The 13,281-nt window shown below is 45.7% G+C and carries 8 protein-coding genes; 3 read left to right on the top strand and 5 right to left on the bottom strand.

From position 1 onward, the window contains the following. Window positions 1-5: 5 nt before the first annotated feature. Entirely contained in the window at window positions 6-1,421 is a 1,416-nt protein-coding gene (locus tag OSC7112_RS19615; RefSeq protein WP_015177538.1) for an MBOAT family O-acyltransferase, read from the bottom strand. A 275-nt stretch (window positions 1,422-1,696) separates the two neighbouring features. Between OSC7112_RS19615 and OSC7112_RS19610 the strand changes: the two genes are divergently transcribed. Beyond that, window positions 1,697-4,648 (top strand): ATP-dependent Clp protease ATP-binding subunit, encoded by a 2,952-nt coding sequence (locus OSC7112_RS19610; protein ID WP_015177536.1) that lies wholly within the window; start codon window positions 1,697-1,699, stop codon window positions 4,646-4,648. Window positions 4,649-4,967: 319 nt separating this feature from the next. Here OSC7112_RS19610 and OSC7112_RS19605 read toward each other — a convergent pair whose 3' ends face one another. Together OSC7112_RS19605 and OSC7112_RS39945 are read right to left on the bottom strand one after the other, a co-directional pair. After that, a complete protein-coding gene (locus tag OSC7112_RS19605; RefSeq protein WP_015177535.1) occupies window positions 4,968-5,198 on the bottom strand; it encodes a photosystem II protein, Psb35-related in 231 nt (76 codons plus the stop codon). 65 nt (window positions 5,199-5,263) lie between these two features. Next, entirely contained in the window at window positions 5,264-5,437 is a 174-nt protein-coding gene (locus tag OSC7112_RS39945) for a hypothetical protein (protein ID WP_190274235.1), read from the bottom strand. 452 nt (window positions 5,438-5,889) lie between these two features. On the opposite strand from OSC7112_RS39945, the gene treS reads away from it, so the two are divergent. Beyond that, the gene (gene treS, locus OSC7112_RS19595; RefSeq protein ID WP_041622631.1) at window positions 5,890-9,270 is read left to right on the top strand and encodes a maltose alpha-D-glucosyltransferase; all 3,381 of its coding nucleotides are present in this window, start codon (window positions 5,890-5,892) and stop codon (window positions 9,268-9,270) included. Between the two features lie 204 nt (window positions 9,271-9,474). On the opposite strand, the gene OSC7112_RS19590 is transcribed toward treS, so the two are convergent. Continuing rightward, window positions 9,475-9,795, bottom strand: a complete 321-nt coding sequence (locus OSC7112_RS19590; protein WP_015177532.1) for a 2Fe-2S iron-sulfur cluster-binding protein — start codon at window positions 9,793-9,795, stop codon at window positions 9,475-9,477. A 174-nt stretch (window positions 9,796-9,969) separates the two neighbouring features. Continuing rightward, on the bottom strand, window positions 9,970-10,617 hold the full coding sequence (locus OSC7112_RS19585) for an RNA polymerase sigma factor (protein ID WP_015177531.1): 648 nt from the start codon (window positions 10,615-10,617) through the stop codon (window positions 9,970-9,972). Window positions 10,618-11,289: 672 nt separating this feature from the next. Here OSC7112_RS19585 and OSC7112_RS19580 point away from each other — a divergent pair. After that, entirely contained in the window at window positions 11,290-12,981 is a 1,692-nt protein-coding gene (locus OSC7112_RS19580) for an IS1634 family transposase (protein WP_150111640.1), read from the top strand. Window positions 12,982-13,281 lie beyond the last annotated feature (300 nt).

Here is a 13,281-nt window from a genome sequence, read left to right as displayed (position 1 = left end):
ATTTCTTAGAAATTAAAGTAAATAAAAGGCGGAACGGTACTCGGCCCCAACATCAAGATAGTATACACGAGCAGCGAAACTAAGACAACCCGAAAGAAAATGTTTTTTAATGACAATAGGGTTTGCAATAGTTGGGAGATGCGATCGCCCCACAAGTTGATCGCGCCAATAACTGCAATTACTAAATACAATTGCCAAAAGTTAAATTGAAAAGTTGCGACGGCAGGATGGACAATTCCTGCAAAAAAACTCACCGCAGTTTCCCAGTTGGGAGTGCCGAAAAATACCCAGCTACAAGTAACAAAACTAAATGTTAACAACCAACTGCAAAATTTAGCAAATCTGGGAAAGGCATAGTCTAATTTAAAGTGGATAGCTTGGGGGATATCTTTACATAAATGGTTGACAATTAATCCTAAACCGTGAATTGCTCCCCAGAAAATAAAGTTTAAACCTGCGCCGTGCCACAATCCACCGATCGCCATTGTCATCAGTAAATTTACGTACTTCCTCAACTTGCCGTATTTGTTACCACCCAAGGGAAAGTAAAGGTAATCCCTCAGCCACTCGGAAAGACTGATGTGCCACCTTTTCCAAAATTCTTGCAGGCTGAGCGATCGGTATGGCATATTAAAGTTGGCAATGGGTTTAAAACCCAGCAAACAGGAGATGCCGTTGGCTAAATCCGAGTAGCCGCTGAAATCTACGTAAATTAAACAGGAATAGGAAATTGCCGCGAGGATTAAATCGATGCTGCTGTACTGCTGGGGGACTTTGAATGGCAAGTCAGTGAAGTTAAACAAAAAGCTCGATAAAGTATATTTTTTGAAGAGTCCAGACAAAATCAGAACTATAACTTCTTCAATTTTATAGTCGTATTTTTCCGGTGAATTTAGCTGCGAGTAAAATTCGCGAGCTCGCGAGATTGGCCCGGAAGCAATTTGCGGAAAGTAGGTAATGTAGGCGGCATAGTCTACAAATTTCGGACAAGGGATTTTTTGCTGGTAGCAGTCGATCAAATGAGAAATTATTCTAAAAGTGTAGAAAGACACGCCGACGGGGGCGATTATTTGCAAAACTGGAAAGTTTGCTGGAATTTGTAGCTGGTTCAGTACCTCAAATAAAGAAGTTACAAAGAAGTTGCAATATTTAAAGATGCCGAGATAGCCAATGTTTAAAATTAGACCGGAGATTAAAGCAATTTTTTTATACTTACTGTTGCCGAGAACCCGGAGAATGATATAATTGTAGACGGTAGATAAAATCAGGAGCCAGAGAAAGTCAAAACTCCAAAAGGAATAAAATAATAAACTCGAAACTAACAAGACAATTTTATACAAAGCGACTTGGGGTTTCACAGAGACGATCGCGCTAAAAATTATTAGGAAAAATACTAAAAATTGGTAAGTGGGAAATAGCATAAATCTCAGTCGCTAAAAAATGTTTATTCTGGCAATATTTTTATAAGTACGGTCAGCGAACCTATCCCGAAGGGAATCGCCAGAGTCGGTCTGAACGCACCAAATTTCGGGGTGGATTGCGGACTGTAAGCTTTTGCAACAGGTCAATTAGGTCACAACTTTCGCCGTAGTTAACCGCACTCATAAATTCATAATCCTGTTTAAAGATTATGATGGTTGTGAGACGATGTATTAACGGATAACAACAGGAATCCCCTTGATTGCGAGGAACCAACGTGCAGCCAACAGACCCTAGCAAATTTACAGATCAAGCCTGGGAAGCCATTGTCAAATCCCAGGATGTAGCCCGCCGCTTTGCCAATCAGCAGCTAGAGGTTGAACATTTAGCCATCGCCCTTCTCGAACAGCAAGGGCAGGCCAACAGCATTCTCAGCAAAGCTGGAGTCGATGCCGCCCGCTTTGCCCAGCAGTTAGATGGTTTTGCCAAACGACAGCCCAGAGTTGCCAACGCTGACCAACTATACCTCGGCCGCGGCTTAGAAGTGATGTTAGATGTTGCCGAGGCCACCAGGGCGGCTTGGCAAGATAATTTTATCGCCGTTGAACATTTATTAATTGGTTTAGTAGAAGACGAACGAGTCGGTCGCAGGTTGCTGACAAAAGGCGATGGGCCGCCGGGCCGCCCCGGTTACGATCGCAAACCCCCAGCCGGTACGATCGATCGACCAAAACTCGAAGAAGCAATCAAATCTTTCCGCGCCACTGCTAAAGCCCAAGAAAAAAATTCCGAAACGGGGAAAGGCAGCCGCAGCAACGGTAAAGCCCAAGATCGAGATGGCGAAGTTAACTCCGACGCCCTCAGCAAGTACGGCCGCGATTTGACAGAAGCCGCCAAAGCCGGCAAACTCGACCCAGTAATCGGCCGCGACGAGGAAATCCGCCGCGTGGTACAAGTTCTTTCCCGCCGCCAAAAAAACAATCCAGTGTTAATTGGCGATCCCGGAGTCGGAAAAACTGCGATCGCCGAAGGTTTAGCCCAGCGAATTGTCAACGGCGACGTGCCCGAATCTTTGAAAAATCGCCAGCTATTTAGCCTCGACATGGGCAGTTTAATTGCTGGGGCAAAATTCCGGGGCGAATTTGAAGAACGGTTGCGGTCTGTTCTGCGGGAAGTTATCGATTCCGACGGGCAAATTGTCCTATTTATTGACGAATTGCACACCGTTGTCGGCACTGGCGGCGGCGGCAGTTCCGGTTCGGGAATGGATGCGGGAAATTTGTTAAAACCGATGTTGGCGAGAGGCGAATTGCGCTGCATCGGCGCAACAACTCTCGACGAATTCCGCAAGAATATTGAAAAAGATCCTGCCTTGGAACGCCGATTTCAACAAGTATTTGTCGGCGAACCCAGCGTTGAAGATACTGTTTCGATTTTGCGCGGCTTGAAAGACCGTTACGAACGCCACCACGGGGTAAAAATTACTGATTCGGCCCTGGTAGCTGCTGCAACTCTGTCTTTTCGCTATATTTCCGATCGCTTTTTGCCGGACAAGGCGATCGACCTGGTAGATGAAGCGGCCGCCCACTTGAAAATGGAGATTACCTCTAAACCTGTGGAATTGGAAGGAATCGACCGCCGGGTGATGCAGTTGGAAATGGAAAAATTGTCGATCGAAGGGGAAGGAAAAGGTGCTCTAGCCCCCGGGCTCGGCTTCCGCGTCGAACGCATCACATCTGAGATTGACATTTTAAAAGTTAAGCAGGAAAAATTGTCCTCTCAGTGGTTGGGCGAAAAGCAGTTGTTGGATGCAATCAATAAATTGAAAGCAGAAGAAGACCAATTGCGAGTCCAAATCGAACAAGCAGAAAGGGCTTACGATTTGAATAAGGCCGCACAGTTAAAGTACGGCAAGTTGGAAACGGCAGTGCGCGATCGGGAAGCGAAAGAAGCGGAACTTTTGAAACAGCAAGCTCAAGGTTCTTCCCTGCTGCGGGAAAAAGTTACTGAGGGCGATATTGCCGAAATTGTCGCTAAATGGACGGGCATTCCGGTTAACCGGTTGTTAGAATCAGAACGCCAAAAATTGCTGCAATTGGAAAAACACTTGCACCAAAAAGTCATCGGTCAAGAGGAAGCTGTTACAGCCGTGGCAGCGGCAATTCGGCGCGCTAGGGCGGGCATGAAAGATCCGGGGAGGCCGATCGGCTCTTTCTTGTTTATGGGCCCCACAGGCGTCGGAAAAACTGAGTTAGCGCGGGCGTTGGCGGAGTTTTTGTTTGACAGCGATGATGCGATCGTCCGCATCGATATGTCGGAATACATGGAGAAGCACAGCGTTTCCCGGTTGGTAGGGGCTCCTCCCGGATATGTCGGTTACGATGAAGGGGGACAACTTTCCGAAGCAGTGCGGAGACATCCTTATTCGGTAGTGCTGTTTGACGAAGTGGAAAAAGCGCACCCCGACGTATTTAACATTTTGCTGCAAGTGTTGGATGACGGCAGAATTACCGATTCTCAAGGTCGAGTGGTTGACTTTAGAAATACCGTAATTGTGATGACTAGCAATATCGGCAGCGACCACATTTTAGACGTGTTTACTAAGAAGGAAAAAACCGTCAAAAAACCTGCTAGTCGGAAGCAGGAAACGAAAGATTTGTCAAGTCAAAAGACAGATTATAAAGTGGCTGCCGACGGTACTGTTGAGGTGTCGGCCGAGCGAGTCGATTTTGATACTGTAACTAAGAGTGAAAACAAGACTGAAAATAAGAGCGAAAATGACAATCTCTTGACTCAAGAACGGGAGACAGACCAAGAGTACGAACAGATGTTAAAACGGGTGATGACAGCGCTGCGATCGCACTTTCGGCCCGAATTTCTCAATCGCGTTGACGAGACAATTTTGTTCCACACTTTGAGCAAAACCGAACTGCGGCAAATAGTCAGCATTCAAGTCAAGCGGATCGAGCGTTTGTTGGCAGAGCAAAAAATTACTTTGGAACTGTCCGATGCGGCGAAAAACCATATCACAGATGTCGGTTACGACCCGGTTTACGGCGCTCGTCCCTTGAAACGCGCCATCCAGCGGGAGTTGGAAAACCCGCTGGCCAACAAGATTCTGGAAAATGCGTTTGTTGAGGGCGATACAATTGCGATCGACTGCGAAAATAACACTTTGCAATTTCGCAAAAAAGATTCTCGCCCAGCGCTGACAGGTAACAGTTTGTAGTTGCGTTAGCAACAGGCAAGATGCCTGTTCCACAAATAATAAGTCTTCTTGTGGAACAGGCAGGATGCCTGTTATTGAAAATTAGCAACAGGCAAGATGCCTGTTATTGAAAATTAGGAACAGGCAAGATGCCTGTTCCACAAATAATAAGTCTTCTTGTGGAACAGGCATCTTGCCTGTTATTGAAAATTAGGAACAGGCAAGATGCCTGTTCCACAAATAATAAGTCTTCTTGTGGAACAGGCATCCTGCCTGTTATTGAAAATTAGGAACAGGCATCTTGCCTGTGATTGAAAATGGTGAAACCTGTTACTTGATATCAAGAATTCGAGATGGTGCGGCTGCCGTAAGCATCCAGGCTGTAGGCGGGAACGCGAACGCTGTAATCCATCTCTGTTGCTGTGATTGCTACAGCCAATTTTTCAAAAGATTCATCGTTCCAATTCCGCTCGTGGATGGGCTTTGACTGTTCCCCGAGGAAATATGCTTGAGTGCCAATTAATGCTGCTGCGACCCAACCGACGATTAAAAGAGAGATTACAATAGCCATATTTGCTTTTTCCTTAACTTTTGTTGCTTTATGTAAACTAATGTAACGAAAATTAGTAATAAACGTCAAGGTACTGTAATGTCGTGGCAACCGTCCGGCAGGTAGTAAATACCGCACCTTTGACGGAAGCGGGAGAGGGAGAGAAGCAAGGCTGTTTCATTTTCTTGTAGGGGCTGCCCCCCGTGGCTGCCCCAATCCCACCAAATGCCTAACAAATCGTGGATGGGTGGGGTCGGCATTCTTGGCACGACAAGAGTCAAAAGGCTCGTTTTCTTGAGAATGAAACAGCCCTGGGGAGAGAAGGGGAGCATCTCAATGAAAGCAGCCAAGCTAGAAATTGCAGTTGGGAGCCAGGAGTCAGGAGCCAGAATCAGTGTTTTTACAAATATGAGATGCTCTCGGAAGAAGGGGAGAGAACGAGAGTATGTAGGATGGGCACTACCGCCCATCGGTAGCTAGCACAGTACCCGGATTGTGAACTGTATCCGAAATAGCAAAATAGATTGTTGAGATTTTATAGTTAAGAAATTATAAGTTTTGCATTAATAAATTACGATTAAACGTCTGCCGCTGGCATGAGGAATTGCGGTCAAATTATGAGTTATGATTTATCGGTTTGGATGGGAACTAACAAATCCCAATTACCAAAGTTTAAGTACAAATTACCAATGACCAATTATCGCTACAAATCATGCCAAACTCAATGTTAAATGACGACCCCTTGTGGTTCAAAGACGCGATTATTTACGAAGTACCAGTTCGGGCTTTTGCCGACAGCAATGCAGACGGCATCGGCGACTTTAGAGGACTGACAGAAAAACTGGATTACCTGCAAAACTTGGGAGTAACAGCAATTTGGGTACTGCCATTTTTTCCCTCGCCGCTCCGAGACGACGGCTACGATACATCTCACTATACTACGGTCAACCCGATTTACGGCACATTAGAGGATTTTAAAGACCTTTTAGAAGCCGCGCACCAGCGGGGAATTCGAGTCATTATTGAGTTAATTGTCAACCACACTTCCGACCAGCACGCTTGGTTTCAGCGAGCGCGCCGCGCCCCGAAAGGCAGTAACGAAAGAGATTTTTATGTGTGGAGCGACACGCCGGAAAAATATCAAGATGCTCGGATTATTTTCCAAGATTTTGAAACCTCTAATTGGGCGTGGGATTCTGTAGCAAAAGCTTATTACTGGCACCGTTTTTATTCTCACCAACCAGATTTGAATTACGACAATCCGGCCGTCCGCCAAGCCATCTTAGATGTGGTAGATTTCTGGTTGGCACTGGGAGTAGACGGACTGCGGATGGATGCGGTGCCTTACCTGTACGAGCGCGAAGGTACTAACTGCGAAAACCTGCCAGAAACTCACCAATTCCTGAAGCAATTGCGGAAGCACGTAGATGAAAACTTCCCGAACCGGATGCTGCTGGCTGAGGCGAATCAGTGGCCGGAGGATGCAGTGGAATATTACGCTGCTGGGGATGAATGTCACATGAACTTTCATTTTCCGCTGATGCCGCGTTTATTTATGGCTTTGTACATGGAAGATAGCTTTCCAATTAGCGACATTCTCCAGCAAACTCCGCAGATTCCCAATAACTGTCAGTGGGCATTATTTTTGCGGAATCACGATGAATTGACGCTGGAAATGGTGAGTGATGAAGACCGAGATTATATGTATCGGGTTTACGCTCAAGACACTCAGGCGAGAATTAATTTGGGCATCCGCCGCCGCTTGGCTCCTTTGATGGGAAATAACCGCCGCCGCATCGAGTTGATGAATGCTTTGCTGCTGTCTCTTCCGGGTACGCCGGTGCTTTACTACGGCGATGAAATTGGCATGGGAGACAATATCTATTTGGGCGATCGCAACGGGGTGAGAACTCCGATGCAGTGGAGTGGCGATCGCAATGCCGGTTTCAGCCGCGCTAACCCGCAGCGGCTGTACGCACCCCCAATTGTTGACCCTGAATATCACTACGAATCTGTTAACGTGGACGCGCAGCGGGCGAATCCGAGTTCTCTGTGGTGGTGGATGAAACGCCTGATTGCAATTAGGCAGCGCTTCCAAGCATTCGGCCGCGGAACTTGCGAGTTTCTGTACCCGGAAAACCGCAAAGTTTTAGCTTTTGTACGCACTTATCAAGACGAACACATCCTCGTAGTGGCTAATTTGTCGCGCTTCGTCCAGACGGCAGAATTAGACCTTGCGCCCTTTAAAGGTGCTGTTCCGGTGGAGATTTTCGGCCGCACGGAGTTTCCTGCTGTGGGCGAGTCGCCTTACTTTTTGAGCTTGAGTCCTCACACGTTTTACTGGTTTACTCTGACTGTTAAACAAGAAGATTTTTCGTTGCAGGGTTATCATACAGACTTGCCTAGTTTGGCGGTCATAGGCAATTGGAAAACTGCTTTTGCTACAAGTCAGTTAAGCGATATGCTGCTGAATCTTTTGCCGGAATACTTGCGCCACAATCGCTGGTTTAGCGGTACAGACAGGACAATTCAATCTTTAGAAATAAGTGACGTTGTGCCTGTTGAATGTAAAGATAGTGCGGGGGAGGAATCTCAAGTTTACATTCTGTTTTTGCTGTTGAATTATACTGAAGGTATGCCGGAAACTTACGTTTTGCCTTTAGGGTGGGAAGAGATGAAAGGCGATGTGGACGATCGGGCGATCGCGCGCCTGCAATTCCCAGAAACCAACAAGGAAATTGGGGTACTATTTGATGCGGCTGGGGAAAAAGGTTTTCTGAGCGCACTGCTGGGGGCGATCGCCAAAGATCGCAGTTACAGAGGTGCGGCAGGTCAACTGGTAGGAATTGCCGACAGTTCATTCAACTCAGAACAAGATTTATCGCAGCTCGACCCTCACCTGTTCAAAAAAGAACAAAGCAATACATCCGCAGGTTACGGCGACCGCTTCGTCCTGAAAATATTGCGAAAAATCGAGGAAGGAATTAACCCCGAATTAGAAATCGGACGCTTTTTAACAGAGCGCAACTCGATCCAACACTACGCTCCAATTGCCGGAGCATTGCAATACCGCACACCAGCAAAACAAGTCCTGACAGTCGGAATCCTACAAAAATTAATCCCCGACAGCGTAGATGCTTGGTCTTATACATTAGACACACTGCGCGACTATTTCGAGCAAGTAATGACAGTAGAAGCAAAGCATTCCGGTGACAATTTATCTACGGACCCCGAAAATTATTTACCGAACGCTTTGACCGGACAAACGCAGAGGCCGCAAAACTCGCTAGTAGCCGATTTATCGCTAGAAATTCCGCCATTAGCTCGCGAACTCATCGGCTCTTACTTAGCATCAGCCGAACTTTTAGGTCAGCGGACAGCCGAACTTCATCTCGCTTTAGCTTCTGACACAGAAAATCCCGCTTTTGCCCCAGAAAACTTCACTTCCTTTTACCAGCGTTCCATTTATCAACACATGAGAAATCTGGCCGGAAGAACTTTGCTAGAGCTGAAAAAACGGCTGCCCAAACTGCAGCCAGACATACAAAAATCGGCCCAAAAGCTCCTCAACCGCGAAGACTTGCTCATGGAACGTTTCAAGTCTATTTTGAACTTGAGAATCACGGCCGATAGAATTCGCTGTCACGGAGACTTTCATTTCGGGCAAGTTCTTTATACAGGCAAAGACTTCGTAATTATTGATTTCGGAGGAGAACGGAATCGACCCTTAAGCGAGCGGCGGATGAAGAGGTCGCCCCTGCGAGATGTTGCGGGAATGCTGCAATCTTTGAGTTACGCTGTTACTTTGGCACTCCGCAATGAAGTAGAAAGTGGCATGATTCGCCCTGAAAATCTCCCAGAAATGGAGCAGTGGGCGAACGTTTGGCACCGCTGGGTCAGCCTCACTTTTGTTAAGAGGTATTTGGCAACAGCAGCCGATGCAGATTTCTTGCCCAAATCTATACAGGAACTACAAGTTTTGCTAGATGCTTACATTTTGGAAAAAGCGGTTTCCGAGCTGGCATACGAACTCAATTACCGCTTGGATTGGGTGGAAATTCCACTGAAGCGGATTCTACAATTGCTAAATTAATCAGGGCGGGTTGAGCTCTACTCGTTAGGGTGCGTGACTTTTTAGTTCGTCTATTAACAGCGAGATGCTGGAAAGTCACGCACCTTAGACCGTACCAAATCTACTTTGATAACGATTAGATAGGCGAATATAATTCGCTCTTTTACCAACAAATTCCGCGCCAAGCGAGGCCAAAAGAAAAGAGGGTAAAAAAAAGATTTCGTATTACTTAAAATAAAGAGCAGCTTGATATAAAACTTGTTCTTGATGGGTTAACAAAGTGCAGTCAGAAAGCGGGTAAGCCACACAAGTAACAGCGTAGCCAGCTTGCAATTCTGACGGCTTCAAAAACTTTTGTTCGCTTTGGTCGATTTCACCGCTCAGCAGTTTGGCAACGCAAGCAGAACACTCTCCTTGCTTGCATCCATTCGGCAAGCGGATGCCGGCATCTTCTGCCATATCTAAGATATACTGGTCGTCTGGTACGGAGATCGTGCGATCGAGCGCCAGAGCCTCATTCACCAACCGAACTTGATAAACAGCCATTTCCACCTCTTATATTTGGATTGCTGGTATTCAACCAAAATAGATGATTACAATTTACAGAAAAAATCAAAATGTAGGGTGCGGACGGAGCACATTCCGCTATAGGTGATAGCTAAAAAACCCAGTATTTTCAAAACACCGGGTTTTTAAGAAACCACAAACTCGATCGCTATACTAGACAAGTGCTTCTTGATAATCGAGATTTTCATCTAGATAAATCGCCCGAATATCCTCCGGCAAGTTTGATTCTAAACTTTGATATCCTTTTTGCAGCAAAGCCTTTACCTGAGCCGGCGAAATAGCTTCGCCTTCGGCTTGCAAATAAGCTGCAATTCGAGTTTCGCTCCAGCGGAAAGTCTGAGCCATCAACACCACTAGACGAGGCAGCGGCGCTAACAGTTCTAAGGCTTGTTTGACGTAACACCACAGGGGAGGCGGAGCCGATTGCAAAGAGTAGTGAATCGACTCAACAGGGGGCAGTTCAGCTTGATTTATGCAGACTGCGGTGACATTAATCAGCCAGTTTTGGAGACTGAGATTTCCGCCATCAGACTCTCGGATTTCGCGGCGCAAATCGAGGCCTCGCAGTTCGTGATAGATGTGCAGCCAAGTGTGAGCAAACAGGTAATCGCCTTGTACGGGCGATCGCACGGAATGGCGGATCAGGGAGTGTACAATTTGAGCGTAGCGGCAAAAAATCGCCGTGAAGAAGCGACCCTGATCGGGATGGTTTTGAAACAGAGTCAATAATTCCTGGTCGCTGTGATGGAACAGGGATTTGACCACAGGATGGTTGAGTTCGGAAAAATTAGGTGTTTGCACAATAGTTCTGGAAAGGTTTTAAGAATAAATGCGGGTGCAGCCCGATTCTACACGATTTGTCGATCGACATTCCAGAGTTGAGGATCATTTTCTAGCGGTGCGGTGTCCGCAGAGCGGTATTTCTACCATTTTGTCCCTCTTTCAAGATAATATATACTTTTCACTTCTGCGATCGAGCTTTTCACAAATCATAAAAGTTATCAAAAACTCTGGCTATATTACTTCCCATAACAAAGAATCTTCACCGGAACAATGCGTGTTGGTTCATAACAATAAATTAAGAGCGATCGCTTACTTAGGGATGAGAATTAAATAAAATCCACTTTTCATGACTGTTGTGGGAGGGCGTCCCGCCCTAACGGGGAGGGGCGGGACGCCCATCCCACAAGAAAAAAGGGAAATTATTTAATTGACGATCCTTATCTCCCACATTCCGCACCCTCAACTGGCACACACGCAGTTGGGGTGCCCCGTCCGAGTCGATCAGTCGGCTCTAGATGAGTAGAAATACTCTCGCCTGCCGTGTCAGGTGATCGAGCAAGCGATCGATTCAGTTGGAAAATGTACGAGCGTGTAAATTAACAACAAAAACCAATTATCCCCCGTGCGACGCGGAGGATAAAAATAGTCTAAACTCAAGTAGCAAACAATTCGCTCGATCGAATGAAACCCGTGCATCAAGCAACTGAACTCGCCGTCTCTAACCTCGACCATCTTGGTTTAATAGCAGGTCTAGTTGATGAAATAGAAATTGTCCAAAAAATCAATGAGTTAGTAGGGGAACAACCGGGTGAGATTGTCAGTCCAGGTCTAGCAGTCAAAGCAATGATTATCAATGGGTTAGGGCTTGTTTCCGCTCCATTATACTTATTTCCTAAATTTTTTGAAGGCAAAGCGCTCGAACATTTAATGGGTGAAGGTATTCAAGCATCACACCTGAATGAATACCGTTTAGGTAGAGTATTAGACAAGCTATATTTAGCAGGCAGCAGCCAAATATTTACAACTATTGCCGCTTCAGCAGCTCAAAAATTTGAGCTCGATACAGAGACATCCCATTTAGATTCAACTTCCTTTCACCTGCATGGCAAATACGAATCCGAGCTACCATCTGTATCTGTTATCGAGCCAGAAACGGCGCTAGATAGCGAAGATAGCGAAGATAGCGAGTCAACTAAACCCGTGTCATCTGCCGTGCCAATTAAGATTACCTACGGCTACTCCCGCGATCGCAGACCCGACTTAAAACAATTCATTTTAGATTTAATTTGTAGTAGCGATGGAGATGTACCGCTATTTTTACGGGTGGGTTCGGGAAATGAATCAGATCGAGCCATATTCGCATCAATTTGTCAGGAGTTTAAACAACAGTTAAACCTTGACAGTTTAATGGTTGCAGATAGTGCATTATATTCAGCTCCTAACTTAGAAATGTTAACCAATTTAAGATGGTTAACCCGCGTACCGTTGAGTATCAAGCAAGCGCAGCAACTGGTATCTCAGTTAAATGAAGCAGAATTTACCCCCAGTTCTGTGAGTGGATATAGCTGGTCAGAACACAAAAGTAATTATGGTGGAATTGAACAAAGATGGCTAGTAGTAGAGAGCAGTTTGCGACGCGATTCAGACCGACAAAAACTCGAAAAAAAACTCAAAAAAGCCCAGGCTGAAGCTGAGAATAAACTGCAAGAACTCTCAAAAATTGAATTTGCTTGTGCCGCCGACGCTGCCGCCGCAGCTCATCGCTTATCCAAACAACTAAAATTTTACAATATCACCCAAGTTAGTAGCAAAGAAATTACAGTAAAGACTAATACTAACGATCCAAATGCTCGCGAGAAATCCAGCTCGAAACAGAGATTTAAAGTTCAAGCAAAACTGGAACCAGATACAGGTGCGATCGCCAAAGAAACCAAAGCCTGTGGCAGGTTTATTCTCGCCACTAATGTGCTGGAAACTCAGCAATTAGAGCCTGACGATATGATTGTGAAATACAAAGAACAGCAGTCAGCAGAAAGAGGGTTTGGGTTCTTGAAAGATCCGCTGTTTTTTACGGACAGTGTATTTCTCAAGTCGCCGGAAAGAATCGAAGCTTTGGCATTGGTAATGGGTTTGTGTTTGTTAGTCTATACTTTAGGTCAAAGGTTACTGCGTCACAGTTTGCAACGCACTAATTCCCAATTGAAAAATCAGTTGGGCAAACAAACTAATCGACCGACGCTCCGTTGGATTTGCCAGATATTTCAATCAATTCATCTGGTGAGCCTACAAGGGATTCAACAAATTTCTAATTTAACAGCCGAGCGAATGGCTATATTGAACTTGCTGCCGCTCTCCTGTAAGTCTTATTATTTATTAATCTGAGATCGAGCAGTTTGTTTGATGAGCAAAACTGACAGAAATTTCATAAATATTTGATTCAGTAGTGATGTGTAATTATCAGGCTGCTGGAAATATCTGCTGTCGATTAATAGTTAATTATGACGGATGAAGGTGTTGTTAGATATCGAGAATCTAGGATTTGCCCGAAAGCAGTTAATTTTCAACTTGCCCCAACAGGTCGATGCGATTGTGACCCAACAGGTCGCGGGTATTTTTGATTATTATCTCGGACGAGAGACTCGGACGGAGCACCCCAACTGCGTGTGTGCCAGTTGAGGGTGC

This window comes from Oscillatoria nigro-viridis PCC 7112 (assembly GCF_000317475.1).
GTDB classification, from domain to species: domain Bacteria; phylum Cyanobacteriota; class Cyanobacteriia; order Cyanobacteriales; family Microcoleaceae; genus Microcoleus; species Microcoleus nigroviridis.
This window is presented reverse-complemented; position numbering and strand designations above follow the sequence as displayed.

Bases quoted from the DNA above. Each gene is read 5' to 3' on its own strand.
- OSC7112_RS19615 (WP_015177538.1), bottom strand. From the start codon at position 1,421: ATGCTATTTCCCACTTACCAATTTTTAGTATTTTTCCTAATAATTTTT.
- OSC7112_RS19605 (WP_015177535.1), bottom strand. From the start codon at position 5,198: ATGGCTATTGTAATCTCTCTTTTAATCGTCGGTTGGGTCGCAGCAGCA.
- OSC7112_RS39945 (WP_190274235.1), bottom strand. From the start codon at position 5,437: ATGCCGACCCCACCCATCCACGATTTGTTAGGCATTTGGTGGGATTGG.
- treS (WP_041622631.1), top strand. From the start codon at position 5,890: ATGCCAAACTCAATGTTAAATGACGACCCCTTGTGGTTCAAAGACGCG.
- OSC7112_RS19590 (WP_015177532.1), bottom strand. From the start codon at position 9,795: ATGGCTGTTTATCAAGTTCGGTTGGTGAATGAGGCTCTGGCGCTCGAT.